General features: G+C 45.0%; 18 protein-coding genes. 13 read left to right on the plus strand and 5 right to left on the minus strand.

Going from position 1 to position 24628, the window contains the following annotated elements; translation table 11 throughout:
* Positions 1 to 182 precede the first annotated feature (182 nt).
* Positions 183 to 3203, minus strand: coding sequence for a GDYXXLXY domain-containing protein (locus MN210_RS00090; protein WP_338412344.1), 3021 nt, complete (start codon positions 3201 to 3203; stop codon positions 183 to 185).
* Positions 3204 to 3802: 599 nt separating this feature from the next.
* On the opposite strand from MN210_RS00090, the gene MN210_RS00095 reads away from it, so the two are divergent.
* The 9 genes from MN210_RS00095 (at position 3803) to MN210_RS00135 (ending at position 14750) form a co-directional block, all read left to right on the plus strand.
* Positions 3803 to 5404: an ABC transporter substrate-binding protein gene (locus MN210_RS00095; RefSeq protein ID WP_011959315.1), complete on the plus strand. Its 1602-nt coding sequence runs from the start codon at positions 3803 to 3805 to the stop codon at positions 5402 to 5404.
* A 161-nt stretch (positions 5405 to 5565) separates the two neighbouring features.
* Positions 5566 to 7242: an ABC transporter substrate-binding protein gene (locus MN210_RS00100; RefSeq protein WP_338412345.1), complete on the plus strand. Its 1677-nt coding sequence runs from the start codon at positions 5566 to 5568 to the stop codon at positions 7240 to 7242.
* Between the two features lie 53 nt (positions 7243 to 7295).
* Entirely contained in the window at positions 7296 to 8981 is a 1686-nt protein-coding gene (locus tag MN210_RS00105) for an ABC transporter substrate-binding protein (RefSeq protein ID WP_338412346.1), read from the plus strand.
* A gap of 102 nt (positions 8982 to 9083) precedes the next feature.
* Positions 9084 to 10004: an oligopeptide ABC transporter permease OppB gene (gene oppB / locus MN210_RS00110; protein ID WP_011959318.1), complete on the plus strand. Its 921-nt coding sequence runs from the start codon at positions 9084 to 9086 to the stop codon at positions 10002 to 10004.
* Between the two features lie 98 nt (positions 10005 to 10102).
* Entirely contained in the window at positions 10103 to 11008 is a 906-nt protein-coding gene (gene oppC / locus MN210_RS00115; RefSeq protein WP_011959319.1) for an oligopeptide ABC transporter permease OppC, read from the plus strand.
* Positions 11009 to 11128: 120 nt separating this feature from the next.
* Complete coding sequence (locus tag MN210_RS00120; RefSeq protein ID WP_011959320.1) at positions 11129 to 12175, plus strand: ABC transporter ATP-binding protein; 1047 nt, start codon at positions 11129 to 11131, stop codon at positions 12173 to 12175.
* Between the two features lie 3 nt (positions 12176 to 12178).
* Positions 12179 to 13222: a murein tripeptide/oligopeptide ABC transporter ATP binding protein OppF gene (gene oppF, locus MN210_RS00125; RefSeq protein ID WP_338412347.1), complete on the plus strand. Its 1044-nt coding sequence runs from the start codon at positions 12179 to 12181 to the stop codon at positions 13220 to 13222.
* A gap of 133 nt (positions 13223 to 13355) precedes the next feature.
* Positions 13356 to 14090: a YidX family protein gene (locus MN210_RS00130; RefSeq protein WP_338412348.1), complete on the plus strand. Its 735-nt coding sequence runs from the start codon at positions 13356 to 13358 to the stop codon at positions 14088 to 14090.
* 99 nt (positions 14091 to 14189) lie between these two features.
* A complete protein-coding gene (locus tag MN210_RS00135; RefSeq protein WP_011959323.1) occupies positions 14190 to 14750 on the plus strand; it encodes a hypothetical protein in 561 nt (186 codons plus the stop codon).
* A gap of 132 nt (positions 14751 to 14882) precedes the next feature.
* Here the strand turns inward: MN210_RS00135 and MN210_RS00140 are convergent, their stop codons facing one another.
* Positions 14883 to 15158, minus strand: a complete 276-nt coding sequence (locus tag MN210_RS00140; protein ID WP_241878827.1) for a DUF2798 domain-containing protein — start codon at positions 15156 to 15158, stop codon at positions 14883 to 14885.
* 198 nt (positions 15159 to 15356) lie between these two features.
* Complete coding sequence (locus tag MN210_RS00145) at positions 15357 to 16406, minus strand: NAD(P)H-dependent flavin oxidoreductase (protein ID WP_241878828.1); 1050 nt, start codon at positions 16404 to 16406, stop codon at positions 15357 to 15359.
* Positions 16407 to 17084: 678 nt separating this feature from the next.
* On the opposite strand from MN210_RS00145, the gene MN210_RS00150 reads away from it, so the two are divergent.
* The 4 genes from MN210_RS00150 (at position 17085) to MN210_RS00165 (ending at position 21163) form a co-directional block, all read left to right on the plus strand.
* The gene (locus MN210_RS00150) at positions 17085 to 17726 is read left to right on the plus strand and encodes a DUF6968 family protein (RefSeq protein WP_241878829.1); all 642 of its coding nucleotides are present in this window, start codon (positions 17085 to 17087) and stop codon (positions 17724 to 17726) included.
* Between the two features lie 117 nt (positions 17727 to 17843).
* Positions 17844 to 18416, plus strand: coding sequence for a hypothetical protein (locus MN210_RS00155; protein ID WP_241878830.1), 573 nt, complete (start codon positions 17844 to 17846; stop codon positions 18414 to 18416).
* 33 nt (positions 18417 to 18449) lie between these two features.
* Positions 18450 to 18875, plus strand: coding sequence for a PH domain-containing protein (locus MN210_RS00160; RefSeq protein WP_110815862.1), 426 nt, complete (start codon positions 18450 to 18452; stop codon positions 18873 to 18875).
* Between the two features lie 224 nt (positions 18876 to 19099).
* A complete protein-coding gene (locus MN210_RS00165; RefSeq protein ID WP_241878832.1) occupies positions 19100 to 21163 on the plus strand; it encodes a DUF262 domain-containing protein in 2064 nt (687 codons plus the stop codon).
* A 71-nt stretch (positions 21164 to 21234) separates the two neighbouring features.
* On the opposite strand, the gene MN210_RS00170 is transcribed toward MN210_RS00165, so the two are convergent.
* Together MN210_RS00170 and MN210_RS00175 are read right to left on the minus strand one after the other, a co-directional pair.
* Positions 21235 to 22746, minus strand: a complete 1512-nt coding sequence (locus tag MN210_RS00170; RefSeq protein ID WP_011959327.1) for an MATE family efflux transporter — start codon at positions 22744 to 22746, stop codon at positions 21235 to 21237.
* A 263-nt stretch (positions 22747 to 23009) separates the two neighbouring features.
* Positions 23010 to 24545, minus strand: a complete 1536-nt coding sequence (locus MN210_RS00175) for a PepSY-associated TM helix domain-containing protein (protein ID WP_338412349.1) — start codon at positions 24543 to 24545, stop codon at positions 23010 to 23012.
* Positions 24546 to 24628: the final 83 nt, after the last annotated feature.

Here is a 24628-nt window from a genome sequence, read left to right on the forward strand (position 1 = left end):
TTTATTATTTAAGTTGTTGTTTCAATTATCCATTTTTAGAGTATTACATCCTTGGGTTGGTTCACAGTAGCAAAGCAAGTGTGTGCGCATCAACCGGTGTTTGGTTAAAAAATAAGACAGCGGTTATCGGCAGTCTAAATGGTAGGGTGTTTAACATAAACGGCCTTTAAACAATAGCTGGTCTAATTGGCCTCGGTCGGGTCAATAGAGCTGCCTGTAATCACTTGTCGCGTGTCATCGACCATATCAGTCAATAACAGCTTACCCGATGGGCCAACCCGAAATAAGCCATACTCTGCCTTTTCAAATGCTTTGGCGTGACCTTCTTGGAAGAAGAACGCATTGCTGGCCAGCCTCACCTCACCATGACGCAGCCGATAATAGAGAGCCAATTCATGAGGGCCTAGCGTATTCGCCTCTGTAGGATTGGTATCTTGCAAGCGTACAAAGTGCCCAATGCCTTGAGCATCTTTTTTGACAATTACCCAGCCATTTTTCGATAGGTTGTACACCTCAGATCCACCCTTTTGATCGGGGTTTTTTGCTGCCAACTGAGCCTCAAGGGCGCGAATTATCTGCTCAGATAGGGCGTAATTAAGCGCCATATAATCGCCCTGCATTAAGCTGCGCGGATCCACAGGTGCAAGCTTTAGTAAAACGCTCTCTCCTGTGGCCAGTAGCTTCTCATTTTTGGCAATACTGATATTGACTACGCTTAACGTCAGAAGTAGCCCTAAGATAGCGGCAGCAAGGTTTGTGCCCCAAGCACGAGTTGTAGTAGGTACATTGGCATAAGTACGCACATTGGCATAAGTAGGTACATTGGCATAAATAAGCGATTTGGCATCCGCTTGAGAGGGCAGGTGGCTTTGAGTGAGGTGCTCAGTCGACTTAGGTATCCCCACCAAGCGCCGCATGGCCCACCGGATCATAAACAGTGCGGCGGCGACGGCCAGCATAGAGCCGGCCTTTAACAATAAGCTGCTGTCTAGCTGATAGTAGTACCAGAAGATATAGCCGACCAAGGCGCTAATACCCAGACCTCGTAGGGTACGGTTTTGATTGGCCATGGCAATAATGATGACCAAACTGCTGGCAAGCACTCCTGAAACATAGACTGAAACCACGGCAAGAAGCCCAATGGCCAGTGCAATTAAGCCGCCTGTTTTTGAGATACTCTTAAGTTGATAGCGCTGCAAAATGATATACGCGGCGTAAAGACTACTTAAGGTCAGTAAGAGCTGTGCAAGCGCATAACGGTACTGAAAGTCTGAGCCAATACCGATCAAGCCGTCTTGATATTCAGCGGCAATAAACACCACTGAGATAAGAAGTAAAACAAAGCTTGTGGCATAAGCCATAGCATTTAGTAGTGACGGCGAGAGGGTTTTTCTTCCTTTCAAGGGCTGCTTGACACTCTGTAGGTGCACGCCAAAAAGCACAGCAAGCAATGCCAATATGGCCGGTGACGCTTCAGGAAGCTGCACGTAAGCCAGTAGCCATACGAGCGCTAAAAGCCCCATAACACTGCTAAAAAATCGTGATAAAACATCGGTGAATAACGTAAGAAGCAGCGCCTGCATCAGCATAAAGGCGGCGATACTTAAGGCAATATCATCGATGATTTCAAACAAAAAAACCGCCAAAAACGCCTGACCTGACAGACTCAAGGCAAACGCCAGACTATCGCTAAAGGCTTGTTGTTTCGAGGGTGTATTCAGGTCACGACGAATAAATAATTCTTGGCGTGACAGCACAAAACTGACAAACAGTAATAACAGGCCAACGGTTAGCTTAATGATATCGTCTTTTAAGGCCACGTTTAGTAATAAAACAATAAAGCCGCTGATCAATCCACCAGCCAATAGGCCACTTAAGATCAAAAACAGCTGCAAATACCAAGGTGTATTTTGCGAAATGGAGGGGGTTTTCGATGCAGTGGGGGTGGGTGGGGTGAGCTTGGTGGCCAAATCATTGGGTACGTTTGCGGGCAGCTGCTTGGCGTGCGTCTGCTGTACGCGGCCTGGTGTGTCTAGCGGTTCACTGGGCGGCTGTTGATTCGGTGGCTGTTGACTGTGCAAGTTACGCAGCCAACTGACTGCATAAGCGCTCATGGCAATCAGTAACAATGCCAAGATAAATAAAGCACTGGTGCTCATAAACTGCGACAGTATCCGAGTTGCCAGCCCTAACACAACGATAATAACCGACCCTGACAGGCAGGTCAGCATAAATAAATCCGTGCGTCGACGACGAAACTGAGCATAGAAAAAACCAATAAATACCAGCCACAGACTTAGACAGGCGATACTGATCATATCGAGATGAAAGCTTTGTTGTAATACCACAAATAATCCCAGCCGGGTGGCAAAATAAGTGGCCAATAATCCTACCAAATAAACAGACCAAGGCAGAGCGGTGGCCTGAAAGTTGGCGTCAGCAGAAGCAGAAGAGGCGGCTTGGGGTGGATTTTTTGAATTGGCCTTTTTATAAAAAAACAGCTTATTAAACATCGAGGTGTTCAATAGCTTTTGGCCAAAAAAACCATTAACAGCTGCCGACAAAGCCATCAAAAGTGCCACAGAGTTTATCGCGGTCATCAGCATCAGATACACCCCACGAAACAGCTGGTAATCCATCCCAGTGCCTAGCCAAGAGTCAACAAACCAAAAGCTGACATCGGCAAAGGACAGCTTAAGACTGATATTAATCAGTAGCAGCCACAATAGCCATAAAGCTGGCAGCCGCGCGATAATTGCCCAAGGCGTAATCAGCAACGCCCAATAAAAAAACAGCTGCCAACTGTCAGCCCCAGTCTGATAAATCTGACCAAATAATGCCAATAAGCTGCCCACCACTACGCTTGCGATAAGTAGCAACAACGGCTCGATGAGATAAGTTTTATGCTGAGCCGATACTGTGCTCCGCTTATAGGCAAAGGCCACGTAGCCCAGCACACTGACAATCAAGGCCGACTGAACCAGAGCAAATTTGCCCATCTTGCCCATCGCTGTCCAGTTATAAGCCACAAAAAATATCAAGGCCAGCGCCAAGGCCGTAGCGGCAATGATTAATAAGCTGTTATCAAAAAACTTTATCCAGGCAAGCGGGCTGGGGCGGACGCCATTGGGCTGTGAGGCTAGAGCGACTGCGCTATTAGGATCAGAGGCGGGCAGGTTCGATTTAGGGGCAGGCTGGGTCATAATTTTCTCGGCACGCAGCTTAAGATACAGCGAAAGCGGCAAATTGAGTGCAAGGTTTATTAATCATTTAATCAATTAATCATTGAGTATTTATAGCGGTTAAGAGTAACAGTTTTTAGGCCAATAGCGATGGATAAACTCTGGGTAATGCTGTTAATAGCAAACAAAAGTTTGCTAGTTTTTAGGATATTGTCAAAATCGAGTCGATTTCTATCGTTTTAAATAAATAAAAAATCAAAGGTGTATTGTTGTGTAAAGCCTTGCTACTATTGACTTTAATTTTTAATAAGTGACTTTGTGTATCACAGATACATGAATATTTATTGACAGACTCATATATTTTTTTTATTAATATAACTACAATGAATAACAAGTCTGTAATTTAGTTGCTAAAAAGAATTAGCTTGTTAGTTAGGTTTGAGCTTTTGTAAGATAGTGTGTTTTATTAACTATCGTGTTTTTGTTAGATTGTTGTTTTATTCGTTTATGCAAGCTTTGCATGAAAGCTTATATTTGCCATTGCCCAAAAGGATTTTATTGTGCGTAAATCAACCTCTTTAGTGAATACAGTTTTTCTTCCAACCACGTTAGCCTTAGCGATGATGATGGTCGGATGTGGTGATAAATCAGCCAGCAGTGGCAGTTCAGCCAAAGTAGACCCCAATGTTTTAGCCGATAAGCAAGAGCTGGTTATTAATAACGCAGCTGAGCCTGAGTCATTAGACCCACAAAAAGTCTCTGGGGTACCAGAAGCGGCAGTCATTCGTCAAATGCTGGTGGGTCTAACCACCACAGACCGAGATGGCAAAACCATTCCTGGCATGGCCGAAAGCTGGGAGAGCACAGACAATAAAGTTTGGACCTTTAAAATTCGTGATGCCAAATGGTCAAACGGTGACCCGGTTACTGCTAATGACTTCGTGTACAGCTGGCGCCGTCTGTTAGATCCCAATACAGCATCCCCTTATGCCAGTTACTTAGTCGATGCCAAGGTGGCGGGCGCTGAGGCCATCATGGAAGGTAAAGCTGCGGTAGATAGCTTAGGGGTTAAAGCCCTTGATGATAAAACCTTACAAGTGACTTTATCAGAGCCTGTGCCTTATTTCCCAGACACTTTAATCCATACCTCTGTAAAACCTGTGAACCAAAAAGCGGTAGAGCAGTTCGGTGATAAATGGACCGATCCAGCCAATATCGTGGTCAACGGCCCATACAAAATTAGCGAATGGCAGGTCAACGACAAGATTGTGTTAACCCGTAACGAGAGCTACTACGACAATGCCAACACCACCCTAGAAAAAATTACCATGTTGGCCATCCCCTCTAGCACCACCGACGTGGCACGCTATCAGGCTGGTGAGATTGATGTGACGAATGAAGAATTGCCCTCAGAGCAGTTCAAGTCTTTAAAAGAGCAGTTGGGTGATGAGGTAAGCGTATCGCCTATGCTATGTACTTACTACTACGAGTTTAATACCGTTAAGCCGCCATTTAATGATGCGCGCGTCCGCCGTGCTCTGGCCTTAGCGTTAGACCGTAACACCATTACCGATAAGGTCGTCGGACAAGGTCAGACGCCCGCTTATCAGTTAACTCCAGTATCGACCAATGGCATGGAAAACAACACACCTGAATGGCAAAACTGGGATCAAGCACGCCGTGTAGAAGAGGCGAAGAAGCTACTTAATGAGGCCGGATATAGCGAATCTAAGCCCCTCAAATTTGAGCTGTTATATAACACCAGTGACAACCACAAGAAAATCGCTGTCGCGGCAAGCTCGTTATGGAAGCAATCACTTGGTTTCGTTGACGTAAGCTTAATTAACAAAGAGTGGAAAACCTATCTAGATACGCGCCGCAATGGTAACTATCAAGTGGCCCGTGCGGGCTGGTGTGGCGATTATAACGAGCCTTCTACCTTCTTAAATATCGTCAAATCTGGCAACAGTAATAACCAAGGTAAGTACTCAAGTGCCGCCTTTGATAGCTTGATGACTCAAACCTTAAAAGCGGGCGTTACCCCAGAGCAGCGTGCCAACTTGTACAAACAAGCAGAAGTACAGCTTGACAAAGACATGCCAAATATCAACGTCTACCACTATGTAAGCCCTCGTCTTATCAAGCCTTATGTGGTCGGCTTCCCAGTTAATGATCCTTTAAACAACTGGCAAGGTAAAGATCTAAAAATCGCTAAGCATTAATCACTGATAGGCTTATTGCGACGTTTAGCATCCCTGAGCGCCAGCCGTCTTCGGCTGGCCGCATCCTCATTAAATAGACAAACGGATAAGTCGACACTCAAGCGGCTTATCCGGTATTGATTTTAGCGATGGCCAATGTGACAACTAATAAGGATATAAGTATGGTCTCATCTTCGCGCAGGACTTTAAAAGCACTCCCTTCAATCACCTTAACTGTGGCGATAACCACGGCCGTTTTTTTAAGTGGCTGTGGCGACAAGGCGGCCAGTAATGCTGGGGCCTCAGCTAAGATAGACCCTAATGTCTTGGCCGAAAAACAGCAGATTGTTATTAACAATGGTACCGAGCCTGAGTCGCTTGATCCGCATAAGATATCCGGCCTACCTGAAGCCAATATTATCCGTCAGCAGCTGGTGGGGCTCGTCACTACTGAGGCTAAAGGTAAGACCATTGCTGCGATGGCTAAGAGCTGGCAGAGTGAAGATAACAAGGTTTGGGTGTTTAAACTGCGTGATGCCAAATGGTCAAATGGCGATCCTGTGACCGCACAAGACTTCGTCTATAGCTTACGCCGAGTGGTGGATCCTAAGACCGCATCACCATATGGCAGCTACTTGGTCGATGCCAAAGTGGTGGGCGCTGAAGCCATCATCAATGGTAAGCAAAGCCCAGATACGTTAGGTGTTAAAGCTTTGGATAATAAAACCTTAGAGGTGAGATTAACTGAGCCGGTACCTTACTTTGTCGATATGCTGATACATACCTCAACCTCTCCGGTACATCCGGCCACGGTTGAAAAATTTGGGGTGAAATGGACCGATCCTAAGAACATAGTGGTCAATGGCCCTTATAAAATTAGCGAGTGGTCGGTCAATGACAAGATAGTGCTGCAGCGTAATCCGGCCTATTACGACAATGCCCACACCACCATAGATACCATTACTTTACTGCCGATTGAGTCGGAGACCACCAATGTGGCCCGTTATAAAGCGGGTGAAATTGATATTGGTGCCGGCATGCCAACTGAGCAGTTTGATGAATTAAAGGCAGAGCTGGGTGATCAAATTCAAGTCTCACCAAGCTTGTGCAGTTTTTATTATCAGTACAACAACAAAAAGCCACCTTTTGACGATGTGCGGGTGCGCCGAGCGCTGGCCATCGCCTTAGATCGCGATACCATCACCCAAAAAGTGATGGGACAAGGTCAGACGCCAGCGTATCAATACACGCCGCCGTCGATTCAAGGAATGACCCCTTTTACACCTGAGTGGCAAAGCTGGGATCAGAAAAAACGGGTTACAGAGGCCAAAAAGCTACTCAATGAAGCCGGCTACAACGAGCAGCATCCGCTGAAGTTTGAGTTGTTGTACAACACCAATGAAGGCAATAAAAAGCTGGCTGTGGCCACAAGCTCGCTGCTAAAAGAGGCCATTGGCTTTGTCGATGTGAGCCTAATGAACAAAGAGTGGAAAACCTTTTTGGACACCTTTCGTAATGGTAATTATCAGCTGGCACGCTATACCTGGTGTGGCGATTATAACGAGCCATCTACCTTTTTGAATATTGCCAAGAGCGGTAATAGTAATAACTGGGGCGGTTATTCTAGTGTTAAGTTTGACAGCATTATGAATCAAACGCTCAAAGAGGGCGTGACCGCCGAGCAGCGAGCAGAGCTGTATCGTCAAGCGGAAGCTCAGCTCGATGCTGATATGCCGCAGCTTAATGTATTCCATATCGTCAAGCTCAGCATGGTTAAGCCTTATGTGATCAATTTTCCTTTGCAAGATCCTTTGAGCAATTGGCAGATTAAGGATGTCTCTATCGCCAAGCATGACTAAAAAGAGTGGCTGCGATGAGGGTTGGATTTGGTATTAATAAAAGTGATTAAATTATGAAGATTTTAAGTCGTACAACATTACCGACACGCTTGCCACTGGTGATGGCTGTCCTAGCTGGGCTATCACTGAGTGCGTGTGGTGACAAAAACCCACAAGAGAGCGGTAGCACAGCCAAGACCTCTGAGCAGATTGAGCAGACAGCCTTGGCCGATACGCAGCACATCGTCATTAATAACACTGCCGAACCTGAGTCGATAGACCCGCACAAAGTCTCAGCGGTGCCAGAAGGCAACATCATCCGTCAGATGTTCACCGGGTTGGTCGATACAGACCGAGAAGGCAAAACTGTGCCTGGTATGGCTGAAAGCTGGGAGAGTAGTGACAATAAGGTCTGGACCTTTAAGCTGCGTGATGCCAAGTGGAGTAATGGCGATCCGGTAACCGCTGGCGACTTCGTTTACAGTTGGCAGCGCCTCATTGACCCAAATACCGCTGCACCTTATGCCAGCTACTTGGTCGATGCCAAAGTGGTGGGCGCTGAAGCCATCATGGAGGGCAAAGCCGCAGTAGATACCTTGGGCATTAAAGCGCTTGATGACAAGACGCTACAAGTTACCTTAACCGAAGCTGTGCCTTACTTTCCTGACATGCTTATTCACACCTCTACCAAGCCGGTGCCTCAAAAGGTCATTGCTGAGTTTGGGGAGAAGTGGACGGCACCTGAGCACATCGTGGTGAATGGGCCTTATACGTTAAGCGAGTGGTCAGTGAATGACAAAATTGTGCTGACCCGCAATACCCATTACTTTGATAATGCGAACACCAAAATTGATCAAGTCACCATTTTACCGCTGTCATCGCCCACAACAGATGTGGCACGTTACCGAGCAGGCGAGGTGGATGTCAGTGCTGAAGTACCGCCTGAGCAGTTTGATATGCTCAAAAAAGAGCTGGGCGATGAGCTCAGAGTAGCACCTAGATTGTGTACTTATTACTACAAATACAACACCGTCAAGCCCCCATTTAATGATGCGCGCGTACGCCGAGCTTTGGCCTTGGCTTTAGATCGTGACACCATCGCCACTAAGATTATGGGGCAAGGTCAAGCGCCTGCTTATCAGTTGACGCCGCCGATTACCAATGGCATGGAGAACTTCACTCCGCAGTGGGAGAGCTGGAGCAAACAGCAGCGCATTGATGAGGCAAAAAAACTATTAAACGAGGCAGGCTACAATGCCAGCCATCCACTGAAGTTTGAGCTGTTGTATAACACCAGTGACAACCATAAAAAAATTGCCGTGGCCTTTAGCGCTTTAATGAAGCAAGCGCTAGGGGAGGACACAGTGGATGTTACCTTGGTCAATCAAGAGTGGAAAACCTACTTAGATACCCGCCGATTGGGCAACTATGACATTGCCCGCTCAAGCTGGTGTGGGGACTATAATGAACCATCCTCGTTTTTAAACACACTTAAGACTGACAACACCAATAACCACGGTAAATACTCCAGTGCTAAGTTTGACAGCATTATGAATCAAACCTTGGTTGAAGGGGTCGATGCGACGCTGCGTGCCAAGCTATATCAACAGGCTGAAGCTCAGTTAGATGCGGATATGCCCAATCTAAACATGTTCCATTATGTTGGGGTACGTCTGGTTAAGCCTTATGTGGTGGGCTTCCCAGAAAACGATCCACTAGATGTGTGGCAAGCCAAAGACTTGGCCATTGCTAAGCATTAAGGGTAAAACACACCCATAGCAGATAAAGAATAAGCACCAAACACGGATATTAATTATCGATTTTAACAACGGAATCAATGCGTTACTGATAACAGAGGGTTTATGTTAAAGCTTATATTTCGGCGGCTATTAGAAGCCATTCCCACCATGTTTATCCTTATTACCGTGTCATTTTTTATGATGCGATTGGCGCCGGGTAGTCCGTTTAGTGGCGAGCGTAGCTTTTCACCCGCGGTAATGGCCAATATTGAAGCCAAATATCACTTAAATGACCCCATGTGGCTGCAATATGTGCATTATTTAAAGCAAATTGCAGTGGGCGACTTTGGCCCCTCCTTTAAGTACAAAGACTACACCGTCAATGAGCTGTTATCACAAGCGCTACCGGTTTCAGTGGAGCTGGGCCTTTATGCCTTTATCCTAGCCTTAGTGCTCGGACTGATCTTCGGTATTGTCGCCGCTTTAAAACAAAACTCATGGATTGACTATATCGTTATGGCTTTTGCCAATATCGGAGTGGTTATTCCAAGCTTTGTCAAAGCGCCCCTGTTGGTACTTATTTTTGCCATTACTTTAAAGTGGCTGCCCGGTGGCGGCTGGAATGATGGGGCGGTACAAAACCTTATCTTGCCGGTGACGGCACTGGCTTTGGCTTATACTGCCAGCATCGCGCGTATCATGCGCGGCTCTATGATTGAGGTGATGAACAGCCAGTATATCCGTACCGCACGTGCCAAAGGCTTGCCGATGCAGCGTATTGTATTTAAGCATGCACTGCGCCCAGCGATGCTGCCGGTTATCTCATATTTAGGCCCTGCTTTTGTGGGTATTATCACCGGCTCAATTGTGATTGAGACCATTTTTGGTCTGCCCGGTATCGGTCAATTATTCGTTAATGGCGCCTTAAACCGTGACTATGGCATGGTGCTTAGCTTAACCATTTTGGTGGGCGTATTGACCATTGCCTTTAACGCCATTGTCGATATTTTATACGCAGTTATTGACCCACAGATTAAGTACTAGGCCGTTAAGTAGGCTCGCCAAAGCATCAATGAAATGCCCATTGCCCTAACGCCTACTTACCCCATTCACCTGCAAAAGATTAAGTAACAAGGATGACTATGAGTGTTATCACTGACAAGCCCATTGATTTAGTAGCGCCCACCGCACCTGCCATTAAAGGACGCAGCTTATGGCAGGATGCTTGGCGTCGTTTTTATAAAAACAAAGCGGCGATTGCCAGCTTGGTTATCTTATTTTTGGTCACAGTATTTGTGATTTTTGTGCCGATGTTTGCACCTTTTGGTTATGCAGAGACCGATTGGGGCTATATGCAAGGGGCGCCATCATTAGAGAATAAGCATTATTTTGGCACCGACTCTTTGGGCCGTGATTTATTGGTACGTACCGCCATTGGTGGTCGTATCTCGCTACTTGTAGGTATTGCAGGCGCCACTGTGGCGGTGATATTCGGTACCGTTTATGGTGCAGCTTCTGGCTACTTAGGCGGTAAGATTGATGCGATTATGATGCGCTTTTTGGAAATCCTAAACGCCTTTCCATTTATGTTCTTCGTGATTTTGTTGGTGACTATCTTTGGTCGTAACCTGATGCTTATTTTCGTGGCCATTGGTCTGGTTTCTTGGCTGGATGTGGCGCGTATTGTACGTGGTCAAACACTAAGTCTTAAGAGCAAAGAATTTATTGAAGCGGCGCATGTGGGCGGGGTATCAGGCTTTAATATTATTATGCGTCACATCGTGCCAAACGTACTTGGCGTGGTGGTGGTGTATGCCTCACTACTGGTGCCTAGCATGATTTTATTTGAGTCTTTCTTAAGCTTCTTAGGCTTAGGTGTACAAGAGCCGATGACCAGTTGGGGTGCTTTATTACAAGAGGGCTCGCAGACGATGCAGGTGGCACCATGGCAGATTTTGATACCTTCTGTGTTTTTGGTAGTGACTTTGTTTTGTTTTAACTTTATTGGGGATGGTTTGCGTGATGCGTTTGACCCCAAAGATCGCTAGTTAATGGTTTGAGTTAACCAGTTCAATCCATAACGTGCATACATAAGTGAGTTAAAACCACAAAAAATACAGTGGGTAATGCCCGCCAATAGCCAAATAGCCAATACAGGGACAACCATTATGAGCGTATTACAAGACAGCAAAGCGCCAGATTTATTGCAGGTCAAAGACTTATCGGTACAATTTAAGACCGAAGATGGACTGGTCACTGCCGTAAATGGGCTAAATTTTAATCTTCACCAAGGTGAAACTCTGGGCATCGTAGGGGAGTCCGGCTCGGGCAAATCACAGACTGCCTTTGCCATCATGGGGCTACTTGCCAAAAATGGTCTGACCAAAGGCTCAGTATTATTCGAAGGTCGTGAGCTGCTAGGCATGTCACAAAAGCACTTAAACAAGCTGCGTGCTGAGCAAGTGTCAATGATTTTCCAAGATCCGATGACCTCGCTAAACCCTTATATGAAAATCGGCGATCAGCTGGCTGAAGTGCTTATCTTGCACAAAGGCATGAGTAAAAAAGAGGCTTGGGAGGAGGCCATCAAGATGCTTGATGCGGTAAAAATCCCCGAGGCCCGCAAGCGTATCGGCATGTATCCGCACGAATTCTCAGGTGGTATGCGCCAGCGGGTAATGATTGCTATGGCGCTGCTTTGCCGTCCTAAGCTGCTGATTGCCGATGAGCCGACCACCGCACTTGATGTGACGGTACAAGCACAGATTATGACTTTGATGAATGAGCTAAAGCGTGACTTTGGCACCACCATCATTATGATTACCCATGATTTAGGCGTGGTCGCAGGTATTTGTGATCGGGTATTGGTCATGTATGCTGGCCGTACTATGGCTTATGGTCATACCGAAGAAATCTTCTACAATCCGACTCACCCTTATACCAAAGGCTTGCTGCGTGCGATTCCTCGTCTTGATAATGACAGCGGTCAGCTTGAGACCATCCCTGGTAGCCCGCCAAACCTACTCAACCTGCCTGCCGGCTGTCCTTTTTATGAGCGCTGCACTTATGCGATGGAGCTGTGCCGTGATGTGCCGCCACCGCTTGAATTTCTGCCCAATGAAAGACAGCGTGCTTGCCACTGGAAGCCTGAAGATGTGGCCAATACAGAGCCGCAAGATGCCCAAGCTCAACTTGCAAATAACATAGAGGGATAAGCCATGACAAAGACTACAAGCAATCGAATCGATGTGGTGAATGACGCGCCTTTATTGCAAGTTAAGGACGTGGTGACCAGCTTTGATATTAAACAAAAAGGCAGCTATTTTTGGCAAAAGCCGGCGACTTTAAAGGCCGTCAACGGCGTCTCCTTTGAATTATTCGCCGGTGAAACCTTAGGCGTGGTGGGTGAGTCGGGCTGCGGTAAGTCGACGCTGGCTCGCACCATTATTGGCTTAGTGACTGCCCGTTCGGGGAGTATTAAGTTCAATGGCGAGGAGATGTTGGGCGCCACCAAAAAGCAGATGCGTCTTAAGCGAAAAGACATCCAGATGATTTTCCAAGACCCCTTAGCGTCACTAAACCCGCGTATGACGGTGGGTGATATCATTGCCGAGCCATTACGCACTTACTATCCCAAAATGCCAAAATCTGAGGTTGAGCAAGAAGTACGGGCCATGATGAAAAAGGTCGGTCTGCTGCCCAACCAAGTCAACCGTTATCCCCATGAATTCTCAGGCGGTCAGTGCCAACGCATAGGCATTGCACGCGCTCTTATCTTAAGACCTAAGCTGATTATCTGTGATGAGCCAGTATCGGCGCTGGATGTGTCGATTCAGGCGCAGGTGATTAATCTACTACAAGACGTCCAAAAAGAGATGGGCTTGGCGCTTATCTTTATTGCCCATGATTTATCTGTGGTCAAGCACATCTCAGATCGGGTACTGGTGATGTATCTAGGTAACGCCGTCGAGCTTGGTGTTGATAAGGCCATATATGACAATCCCACCCATCCTTATACCCAGGCCTTGATGTCAGCTGTGCCCATTCCAGATCCACAGATTGAGCGGAACAAAACCATTCAGCTGTTAGAGGGGGATTTACCCAGCCCTATTAATCCACCTTCAGGCTGCGTGTTCCGTACCCGCTGTCCGATAGCAGATGATGGCTGTGCGCAGACAAAGCCAGTATTAGAGGGCACACCAGATCACCAAGTGGCATGTCTAAAGAACAAAGTAACTCAATTACCAGGTGCCGTGGCTTAACGTATTAAGCCACTCAGCACAGCGCCATATACAAAAAACCTGCAGGTTTGGTAAAAGGATATTGACACTCAAGCGTACTGATAATATATACTAAATATTGGATTTAAAACATCATAATAAATAAGGATATTTTATGAATAAAGCGCTTAAGCTGCCAAATAAGGGTCTGAAACTAGCGGTAGGCGGCGCCTCACTAGTGGCGCTATTATTGGCATCAGGCTGTGCTACTACTGAGCTGCTCAACTCAGGAAGCAGTAGCAGCCATACCACCACCAGCGAGCAGGTGTTGGTGGAGGATCAGTTGGTGGCCTTTGGTCGCCCTGCCACGCCGCTGGCCAATATGCCCTCAAGTAGCGTGGTCATAGTGGGTGAAAAGTACAGCTATGTACTCAGCCAAGGCGGCCCGGAGATGGTCAATCTATTGACCAATCTAACCCCTAAAAATATCCGCGTTGATAACGACATGCGCTTTTACTCTCCCAATAACGACGGGCACTTCCAAGGACAAATGAAGCTGTCTTATGCCAAGCTAAAAGATGAGTTTCAGCGCAGCGATTACAATTTCTTCTTACAAAATGGTGGTAAAGAGTGCAGTAGCTCAAGTGATGAGCGTATGAATGCCCAGCGCTTTTGCTTTACCGTACCCATTAAAGGTGGTGTCTATCCGGCAGTCAGTAATCTGAGCCTGATACAATCTAAATATAGTGCCTTAACCAAGCCTTATCCGGTCACTATCTATACCAATGGCAAAACCACCACAACCACCAACAATGGTGCCAGTGCGGCGGGCAAGCTGGTGTTATTGCCTTTCGCTCTAGCCTTTGATGTGGTGACGTTCCCCTTCCAGCTGCTTGATGCCGCCAATTAAGTCGCTATAGCGTCAAGTCATAGGCTAAGGGCTAGAGAATGGAAATGGATAGCCCAAGCCTAGTGTTGATAAAACAGAGAATGGTGAGGATGTATAACAATGAATAGAGGTATAAAGACGTTAGCTATAGCACTGGCTTCACTGTTAACGGTGAGTGGCTGCGCAACCTTAAACGAGGTACAGCAGCGAAATATAGACAAACAAGCGATGAGAAGCTTACCTACGGCACAAGAGTATCAGGATATTTTGGATGCGGTGAAAAAGGTTGAGCCTACCACAGTAGTAGGTTCAGAAAAACCGCGGCGCTGGCTGTTGGTCAATGAGATACCACCGTTACTTGGTAATGCTGAAAACCAAAAAGAGTATTTGGATGTGGATAGTCCTTACCGCTCGAGAAATGTTGCTTATGGTGAAGTAAGGAGTGTGAAAGCCAGTGGTGCGTACACCGATACCACTTATCGTGTATTTTGTGAGGATGGTTATTATCGGGCATATAGTGTCAATCAATATACTCGAAACCATAACAAGATACCGTGGTTATTGGCGTTAGGCAGAGACGATTATGATAAAGGTGTGTTTGAGCATCATATTAAAATGGCGAAACATATCTGTGCGCTATCTGGATTCTATAAAGGTATGCCAGATTCTAGCAAAAAATAACGGCATGCTTACGATTGGCCATTCAAGCCCATTAGAGCCGTCAATCATTAAAGTAAAAAACCATAGTGAAGAAGCCCCAACCTTAACCGTTTGGGGCTTTTTACCTAATATGTGCGGTGTTACTGATAAGCGTTAGTCATCATTATGGAAGTGAACGCGGGTCAGTATTTTGGTCTGAATCACATAAGCACACACATAAGCACTGGGCCAAGCGAATATAAACGAGGTGCCCCATGAGTGCATCAGCTCACTAAAGAAGTGCTGACTATACCCTTGTTTTAATAGGATAAGCGCAGATGAAATGATCAGCGACATCAATAGCGCCATCAGACCAGTAAAAATCAGACGATAGTATTTGGTGTGAATACGTAACCCTTGATGAGGATTATCAGATACTCGTTCATTCATAAATATGCCCCAAAACTCAAATCAATAAATCATTAGTGACTCTTAGTATGGGTATGAAGATGAGAATTTAAATAGGGGGAAATGTTAAGTTTTATTAACTGATGAGCAATTATTAAATTATCATTTCAATAATTGCTACTAACAACAAGCCACTGCTCTTACTGCGGGCGACACACAGTCAGCTTAAAGCGCGAGCAGCTAACCATTAGTCAACTGCGTCATGAGCTCATTAACCGATAATGCTTGAACCTGACTCACCCCTTGCCCTGCCCACAGTGACATATACTCTGGATTATTGGCTGTCGCGGCTGCCGCTCGCATCGGCTGAGTCATGGCATTGAGCTGAGGGTAGGCGGGCAGGGTCTCGTTATCATAGGAGCTAAAGCGCTCAAGATAGTCATTCATTAAACCGCGTGCCTGCTTGCCTGAGAACAGGCGAGTCAGGCGAGTTTGTGCCCGACGTTCACCCTGGGCAGCTTTCAATAACTGTGCCTTATATAGGTCGCTGACACCGCTTTCAGTCGTGGTCAAAAATGCCGTCCCCAGCTGTGCCAACTGCGCACCTGCTGCCTGTACCGCTTTAATCGCTTCAGCGCTCATAATGCCGCCTGCCGCAATAAGCGGCACATCGGTCACCGCCTTGGTCTGCGTAATTAGCGTCAGTAAACCCAGTGGGTCTTGCTGACTTTGGGGCAGCCAGCCGCCACGATGCCCGCCAGCTTCGACCCCTTGCACACAGACCGCATCGGCTCCGATATCTGCCCAGGCTTTGGCTTCTAACGGATGGTTGGCGGTGCCCACTACTTGAGTGCCAACCGCATGTAACGCTGCCACTTGGGCCTTGCTAATAATACCAAAGGTAAAGCTGGCCACAGGAACCGGATTGTTGAGCAGTACTGCAAACTGGGCTTCAAAAGATTGCGCCGGATGAGAAGGCAAATCCACTGGTATATTAAGCGTATCGTAATGCGCCTGTAACCACTCTGGCATCGGCGTATCAAAAGTAGTCGACTCAGCTTTTGATAGCACCATCAGATTCACTGCAAACGGCTTGTTAGTAAGCGCTTTGATTTGGTTAATCTGCTCACTAATCTTACTAGGTGCAGTGGTACCCGCACCCAAGCTGCCCAATCCACCGAAGTTACTCACCGCAGCGATAAGCTCAGGTGTGGTCGCACCGCCTGCCATCGGCGCTTGGACGATAGGGCAGGTTAGGTTTAGGTCAGATAATAGGTTTTTGGTGCTCATGCTGACCCCTTTTGATTTTTTATAGTTGGAGAAAAGTGCGCATGAGTAACTTTAGCAGAACTAAGGCTGATAAGGGATGCATAGTGCTTATTTAATTCGTGAATAGTATGTATATGGTTGAGTATGATACATAAAGTATTCAAGCTGTGTTAAAACAGAGTGAAATAAATATTAATTTGATAATGAAGATTACAGCCATGCCACTCAAAAAATTCCTGATAGTTTTTATCCCAAATTTTTTGGTTTATGTAAGCTATATCATCTATGAAATAACAATTGCTAATAACGCGGATGTTAGAGGATGGTGGCCGTTAGCACTCATCTTTATTGTGCTATTCCATGGTATCGTTAGCGTCGTCTATTGTGTTATTGACCGGATTTCACCTTCGGCCTACTGTTATACAGATGTGTACGGTGTAATGTTTACTTTGCCTTTCGTAATAAGTGTTCTTATTGATGAGACTTGGAAGCCAATTGATTGGTATGCAGTCAATATGGGAGAGGCCCAATTAACGACGTTACAAGCAATAGTAAATAGCACCTTTTACTTCCCCGTTATGGCAGGATTGATTCTATTGAGTCATTTTATTATTAGATGGTCAGTGCATTCAAAATCTAGTCGATAGGTGTATTGTCTTATCATAGAATGAAGCAGAGATACTTTTTTTGGAGTCAGTTATGAACCCTACACTTATCTTAAATATATCTCCTAAATTTATTTGCCTATTAAAAGAGGCGGTCGCATATCGAATCAATGCTATGCAGCAGCTAATAGATAATCCAAACACATCAGAGGAAGCCTTAGAAGAGATTGATTATGCGAATGACCAGATGGTTTTAGATAAGGTGGCTCATGAATTAAACAACCCAAATAACCAAGTTGAAGCCGCGTTTTATCAATTAAATAGAAACCAAGAAAACACTGAACTTAAATTACAAGCATTCGGTAAGCCGATAGCAGATGATGAGCAATTAAGTTTGGTTTTTTCCGCAAAATCTTGGGAGGAAGCAGAACAAATTAAGAATCAGTTTTTAGGGTTTGAGCCTTACAAACCGATGCCAGAAAGCATTGTCGCCACTCAAACTCACTACTTCCAAGACAAGCAAGGCATTATTCATGAAATAACCGTAACCATCTATCAGCCGCAGCAATTTGGCAATACTTGGCAATGTGATTATGAGCTTTCAGGTTATGGCGAAGAACGTTATAAAACAATTCGTTCCTTAGATAGTTTTGAGGTTACTGAGCGAGCAATTGCTAATCTTAAAGAAGAATTAAAACAGTTTGCACTTGATTGCCCTAGTCTAAGAAGAGTTTAGCAATAACTGCTATTCATACCGCTTTCAATAGTAGGAATATTTAGAATTATGAAGCTTTTATTCCATAAGCTCACTTGTATAAGCCTAATATTCGTCTCAAATATTTGCTTTGCTTGTATGCCACTAGCGCCCAGTAGCACTCTATTGGGTCGCTTGCAAAGCGTTGAGCCTAACAGTCAGATTCAGTCTTACACCCTGGACAAAACAGGTTATATGCTACGCCTTTTTGCTCCTAAGTTTGCTTTTGGCTCTGTGTTTGATCGGCTTGGCACAGAAGCTCCGCAACAGCTGGAGGCCACCTTCAACCCCAGTAATGTAAAGCCGCAAGATATGATTATCGCGTTAGTTGATACTTATGACAGTGCTCAGTCCTCCTCGTATAGAGTCTATGCTATTGCACCAGTCACTTGCCATAATGACGTTATAAAGCTTGGTAGGCCTATCTTCGCTCCCGATAACCCAGGATGGAACCGACTAACTGAGCAATGTGGAGCCAGTCAAGAGGCCGGTATTTTGGATGGGTTTGTTGGTGAGAAAAGCCAAGCCGATTATTTAGCAGACTTACAGGCCAAATATCCGACTTGCGAGACGCTGGATGCTGCATTTATGAATAATCAGCCTTCTCAGAGTAGTTTTAACCCTAACCACAAAAGGTTTTGGCAGTGGTTTAAGGGGTTCTTTGGGTCGTAGTCTAAGGGTAGGCTTGATAGGAAGAGGGCGCCAATGCCAGAGATGGTTTTTTATTCTAAGATAGATTTATGGATACATGGGGTATTCATTGTCACTACTCTGGTGGTACTGGCATTACCGTATTTGTATTACAAAAGCCGCCGTGAGGTGTCTTTTATACAAAGCGTATTTATGATGTTGCTACCGATGCTATTTAGTCTGGGAATGTTATTACCCAGCTATTTTCATACGGTATATACGATTGATGATCACCAATTGTTGGTCAAAAGCGGACTATTTAAATGGCAGGTGCCGTTGTCTGATATCGATTATATTGCCCCCACACATAGCATCTTGTCTGCGCCTGCGTTGTCTATGGATCGATTGGCTGTCCATTATGGCGATAAGCGTGTTGTTGTGTCACCCAAAGATAAACAGCAGTTTGTTCAGGCAATAAAAGAGCGTCAAACGGTGCAGTAATTGGGGTGTGGGCTTAAGTGACATTAAAATTAAGTGTTTGATGAACCTTTGAATAAATATATTAAGTTAAATTCTCTCCGACTGGATAGTGGTATGCATAAATGGGGGTTTAATACTGCTTATCGTCTAGCCTAGAAACTAAGTTATACCTATAATGATAATAATGAGCTAAATTTAATTTTTATAATGATTTGATTAGATGAAAATAGAGTAGGGATAGGTGAATGAAAGCAAACGAAACAAAAATTCAAGACTTTTTATCGGCAAATAAAACAAGATTTGTGATACCTATCTATCAACGAAATTATGATTGGTCAACCGCTCAGTGTAAACAGCTTTTAGATGATATCTTACATATTGGCACAGGTTATGAACTTGCTCATTTTATTGGGAGTGTTGTTTATGTTCATGATGATATTTATACGTCATCCAAGATTAAAGAGCTGTCAATTATTGATGGTCAGCAAAGACTAACCACGTTAACGCTAATCTATTTAGCTATATATCATCTAGCTATAGAAATGGAGGATGAGAACCTAAAAAGTGAAATCTATGAAACCTACTTAGTTAATAAGTTTGTGCCTGAGTCGGAGAAGTCAAAATTACGTCCTACACAAGATAATCTGGCGGCACTTAATTATTTATTGAGAGCAGATGCCACAGAGGAGTTTAGTAAATACTCAAAAATTACTGAAAACTTTGATTACTTTAAAAGCCGAATTAATGAGCAAAATTACGAAACGGTTTTAGAGGGATTGTCTAAATTAATGGTAGTCGAGATATCATTGGAAAGGCAAAAAGATAATCCACAGCGTATTTTTGAGAGCCTCAACTCTACTGGGCTAGAGTTATCACAAGCAGACTTAATCAGAAACTATATTTTAATGGGGCTGACTCGAGAGAGCCAAAATCGTATTTATGAGGATTACTGGAAGTTAATAGAAAACCTAGCAAGAGATGAAAATCGTAATATAAGCAAGGTATCTGATTTTATCAGAGACTATTTAACTCTTATTAGTAATAAAATTCCAAATAAAAATAAAGTGTATGAAGAGTTTAAGAACAAGTTTCCTACATCAGATATTGCTGAACTAGAAGATATTTTGTCACCTATAAAATCACTGGCTAAATTCTATAATAAATTGATAAATCCTAGGAATGAAGCAGATAGTGATATACGTCGACAGCTTGAATATATTGACCAGCTTGAAATAAAAGTCGCTTATCCATTTTTGATTAAAGTATATGAAGACTACGCTAATGGCATTATCTCTAAAAATGATTTCCTAGCCATATTGAGCTTTGTGCAGTCATATGTGTGGAGGCGATTTGTTATTAGTCTGCCTACGAATGCGTTAAATAAGGTGTTTATGACACTTTATGAGAAAGTGGATAAGGATGATTATTTGGAGTCAATTCAGAAACATATTGCTAAGCGTAAAGGCAGTCATAGAATGCCTCAAGATTCTGAGGTGATAGAGGCTCTAAAACATAAAGATGTGTATAACATCAAATCAAAAAATAGACTATACCTATTCAGCAGGCTAGAAAACTTTAATAATAATGAAGTGGTCACAATTGAGGGTAATTCAGATATAACTGTTGAGCATATATTTCCACAAAAGCCGAGTCATGCGTGGAAGTCGCAGCTATCTGATATAGAGATTAGAGAAATGAAAGATGAGTATCTTCATACTCTTGGCAATCTCACCTTATCAGGCAACAACGGCAGTTTAGGTAATAAAGATTTTATTAGTAAAAGAGATATTCCAGACAAAGGCTACAGAGACAGCAGGTTATGGTTGAATAGATATTTGTCTGAGATTGATGTTTGGAATATACAAAATTTAGAAAATAGATTCAATATCTTGGCTGAAAGGTGTTTGAAAGTCTGGCCATACCCTGATGTAGATATTGAAGAGTATGATGAGAGTTTGGAGGAAGTCAGTATTTTTGAGGCTGAAGACCCAACACATAAAAAAATAGATTACGCAGTATTGTTCGGCCAAAAAATAAATTTAGTAAACATGGCTGATTTATATATGAAGGTACTAAGCTATTTGTTTGAACAAAACCCTGAGTTGTTCTTCAATACTGACTTGGCCGAGAAAATTGAATTGGTAAAGATTACTAACCAAGATAGACTTAGACAGCCTAAGAGTATTAATCCGACATATGTTATAGAAACAAATCTTAGTAATGTCAATAAGTTTGAGCGAATTAAATATGCTTTGGAAGTTTTTGAAGCCGAAGATGAGCTAACTATTAAGTATGCTGATGAAAGCTAATATTTATCGAGCAAGAAAAAAGAGCCGTCAATCGATGGCTCTTTTTTATTTAAAACCGATGAAACCCACCCTCAAGACCGACGAGCTGCAACTTGCTGATCCTCTAAAGGCTCCCACGCCGTAGTGGAGGCCACATCACGACAAGAGGCGCTACAGCTTCCCTGAGCACGGTAGCCCTCAGTGATTTGAGCCGCTTCTTTGGGCGGTAACACCTGACCTTTACGCCATTTGCCATGTAGATATAGCCCTGCACCCATAACCGCAGTCGCCACCATCCCCGCAGGGAACGACAGCCACAATGCATCGGCGCCAAGCCAGGAGTAGAAGCCAAAAGCAAAGCCAAGACGTACCGGATACATAGAGATGACCATCACCATCAATGGCCAAATCACATAGCCATTTGCTCGCATCGTACCAAAGAATACCTGAGCTATCCCGAAGAATAAAAACCCCCACGTCGCCATAATCTGAATATGACTGGCGATGGGCAACGCAGTACTGTCAGTGCCCAAGAATAAACTTAATATGGATTTATCGAATAAAGTCAGTGCTCCGATAAGTAGACCTGTCAATAATACGTTAAAAATAAGCCCCCAACGGGTGATGTCAGAGACCCTATGCCATTGGTTGGCACCGATATTTTGGGCCACCATAGCACTGGCTGCGGCACTGAGCGCCATTGCTGGCATCTGCACATAGGTCCAAAGCTGCTGAGTGGCACTATAGGCTGCGGTCGTCTGCACCCCTTCGCGGTTAATCAGCGAGAGCATAGTCAATGCGGCCGAAGAGATGACTATCATTTGTAGACCCATCGGCAACCCTTTAGAAAACATCGAGGCAAGAATACCTCGATCAGGGCGCAAAAAGCGTAAGTCAGACCTATTAAGAGCAAGTACTGAGCCGCGCAAATACAGGGTGATAATCATACCAATCAGCGCCAATGTATTGGCAACAGCCGTCGCAAAGGCTGAGCCAAAGATGCCCCACTCAGGAAAAGGACCAACGCCGATGATAAGCAGAGGCGTCAAAATCAAATCTATAGCCACCGACAGCGCTATAAACCAAAGCGGGGTTTTAGAATCGCCCGTTCCTCGTAGCGCCATCATCATCAAAGTGAAGGTGAGGGTGATCGGCATGGCCACAAAAATCATGCGCAGATACGTCAATGCCAAATCAAAGGCACTGCTTGGCGTGCCTAATATATCGAGCAAGTTGGGCGCAAATAGCCAGCCTATAGTAGCCAATATGGCACTGATAGGAATAATACTGCCAAGGGCTGTGCCGAGCGTGCGCTTGACCATCACGTTGTCACGCTGTCCCATGGCTTGCCCAATCAAGATGGTAGAGGCCATACCGAAGCCAAACACAAAAGAGATCAAGATGAACATGACAATATTGCCGTTGGCGGTGGCGGCCAGTGCTTCTTCTCCCAAAAATCGGCCCACCCAGACCGCATTTATCGACCCATTTAACGACTGCAGTATCGACGACCCCAATGTGGGAAGTGCGAACAGCAGCATGGTTTTGGCGATCGACCCTTGGGTGAGATCGAGTTGTTTATTAGGGGTGGTTTTTTGACTCAATGTGGATCCTTGTACGTCATCTGGGGCCTATTAAATAACAGGCCAGTAAATGCAATGGTTTATCATAGAGGATAAAACCCATAGCGTCTTTAATAGAGCTGTAATCATATTTATCCGCCATTTACACTAGGCTCTCGTTAGGATGTCATAAAGAGATTTCAATAAAAAAGAGCTTACCGGTTGCGATAAGCTCTGATTGGTTTGCAGTGCTGGTTTATGCCACTATGAATAATCGACTATAGGCTAAACCATCTTATCTTGGCCTACTTAAGCAGCCTTTTTAATACAGGGACTCGGCCGATAATTACAAAGTCGAGCACCGCAATGGCCACAATGGCAATAATAGCGGTGGGAAAAATCACCGATACTATCAATAAGATAATGGCCAATCCCCAAGGGATATCGCCTTTGCTCGGTGGCGGATTTAGGCCTGATTTTTGAGTTGCAGCGGTATTAAGCTTACTGGGACGGCGCTGCCACCACATAACATAACCACTGATACATATGGTAATGACCGACAGACAAAATAACACATTGGCCATTAAGCTCCACAGTCCCAAAGTGCCCATATGAATGGCATTGCCTGCGGCCATAAATTTACCAAAGGCATTGTAATCCTCGAAGCGAATATCAGCCAATACCTTGCCCGAATAGCGATCTATATGCATGGTGCGATCCGCCATTGGGCTTGGCATATCATAGCTCATCGAGTCTTGACTCAAGGTCCAGACGCCGGTTTCACCTTGCGGCAAATTAAGCTGATAGCGGCCCTCAAACCCACTGTCACGGGCAAATCTGTCTACAGTATCTAGAGTTATCGGTAAGCTTGGGTCAATGCCTTTTTCACCAAGCGTGGAGCCTGACGTTGGCATAGGGGTTAGCTCAAGAATCCAAGGCACTTCTTTTATGCCACTGCTGTTTAGAGCCTCGCCGTGGGTAGGGGGTAGGGTGGAGGCGGGCATAGGCCCATTGCCCCATTTGCCGGCTGGGAACTGACTCCATGCCTGCACCACCTTACCGCCCCAGATACCTGCCCAGGCCATACCCGACACACAAAATAGCAATAACAAAACAGACAGCCAAGTGCCTAAAGTGGCGTGTATGGTGACGAAGGTTGAGCGTTTGTTGTTTAGCTTGGCATCTGGAATCAGCATGGCTTTGATCGATTTACGGCGGTACCACCACAGATACCAACCCGTTAATACCAATAGCGTGGTGAGTGATGCTGCAGTCTCTAGCAGATAATCACCAACTTTTCCGATAAGCAAATCAGAGTGGATATTGTCAAAGGTATGGTAAAGGTTGCTGTCGCTAGGGGCGATTTTTATGACTTTTGCGCTATAAGGGTCGACAGCGACCATGGTCTGGCCTGTCTCTGAGCCCACGCGAAATAAAGCCACATTGTGATCGCTTTTGGGCGCAATATATTGCTTTAGCGTGCCATCAGGGACAGCGCTCAAAGCACTATGGGCCTGTACCGATACAGGCGTTATCGTGTCTTGTTTGGAGACAGTGAGCAGCTCATTATTTGGCCCCACTGTATTGGCCATAAACAGCATACCCAGCGCTGATAACGAGAGTATGAGTAAAAAAGGCGCAATAAACATGCCGGCATAGAAGTGCCATCGCCAAATAGTGGCGTATTTTTTATTGTTTTTGCCATCACCTCTAGCTGGCTTATTAATATTGGGCTTGGCAGTGGTGTGTAAAGGAGCAAGAGGCTTGTTGAGCGGATTATTTGCCGGCGTATCGGCAAGGCCATGTAAAGGGGGATTTGACGGAATGTTTGACGGGCTCATGAGTGGATATTCCAATATTCTGCCTAATAACAGCAGTTAACTCAATAGGATCTGTAGCAAAGCAAGGCAGGTATTCTACACCT

It is taken from the genome of Psychrobacter raelei, from assembly GCF_022631235.3.
GTDB lineage: Bacteria > Pseudomonadota > Gammaproteobacteria > Pseudomonadales > Moraxellaceae > Psychrobacter > Psychrobacter raelei.

Excerpts from the sequence above, each read along its gene's own strand:
- MN210_RS00140 (WP_241878827.1), bottom strand. The coding sequence starts at position 15,158 with ATGAATGAACGAGTATCTGATAATCCTCATCAAGGGTTACGTATTCAC.
- MN210_RS00135 (WP_011959323.1), top strand. The coding sequence starts at position 14,190 with ATGAATAGAGGTATAAAGACGTTAGCTATAGCACTGGCTTCACTGTTA.
- MN210_RS00165 (WP_241878832.1), top strand. The coding sequence starts at position 19,100 with ATGAAAGCAAACGAAACAAAAATTCAAGACTTTTTATCGGCAAATAAA.
- MN210_RS00175 (WP_338412349.1), bottom strand. The coding sequence starts at position 24,545 with ATGAGCCCGTCAAACATTCCGTCAAATCCCCCTTTACATGGCCTTGCC.
- MN210_RS00155 (WP_241878830.1), top strand. The coding sequence starts at position 17,844 with ATGCCACTAGCGCCCAGTAGCACTCTATTGGGTCGCTTGCAAAGCGTT.
- MN210_RS00120 (WP_011959320.1), top strand. The coding sequence starts at position 11,129 with ATGAGCGTATTACAAGACAGCAAAGCGCCAGATTTATTGCAGGTCAAA.
- MN210_RS00090 (WP_338412344.1), bottom strand. The coding sequence starts at position 3,203 with ATGACCCAGCCTGCCCCTAAATCGAACCTGCCCGCCTCTGATCCTAAT.
- MN210_RS00130 (WP_338412348.1), top strand. The coding sequence starts at position 13,356 with ATGAATAAAGCGCTTAAGCTGCCAAATAAGGGTCTGAAACTAGCGGTA.
- MN210_RS00100 (WP_338412345.1), top strand. The coding sequence starts at position 5,566 with ATGGTCTCATCTTCGCGCAGGACTTTAAAAGCACTCCCTTCAATCACC.
- oppB (WP_011959318.1), top strand. The coding sequence starts at position 9,084 with ATGTTAAAGCTTATATTTCGGCGGCTATTAGAAGCCATTCCCACCATG.
- MN210_RS00105 (WP_338412346.1), top strand. The coding sequence starts at position 7,296 with ATGAAGATTTTAAGTCGTACAACATTACCGACACGCTTGCCACTGGTG.
- MN210_RS00095 (WP_011959315.1), top strand. The coding sequence starts at position 3,803 with ATGATGATGGTCGGATGTGGTGATAAATCAGCCAGCAGTGGCAGTTCA.
- oppF (WP_338412347.1), top strand. The coding sequence starts at position 12,179 with ATGACAAAGACTACAAGCAATCGAATCGATGTGGTGAATGACGCGCCT.
- MN210_RS00145 (WP_241878828.1), bottom strand. The coding sequence starts at position 16,406 with ATGAGCACCAAAAACCTATTATCTGACCTAAACCTAACCTGCCCTATC.
- oppC (WP_011959319.1), top strand. The coding sequence starts at position 10,103 with ATGAGTGTTATCACTGACAAGCCCATTGATTTAGTAGCGCCCACCGCA.
- MN210_RS00160 (WP_110815862.1), top strand. The coding sequence starts at position 18,450 with ATGCCAGAGATGGTTTTTTATTCTAAGATAGATTTATGGATACATGGG.
- MN210_RS00150 (WP_241878829.1), top strand. The coding sequence starts at position 17,085 with ATGAACCCTACACTTATCTTAAATATATCTCCTAAATTTATTTGCCTA.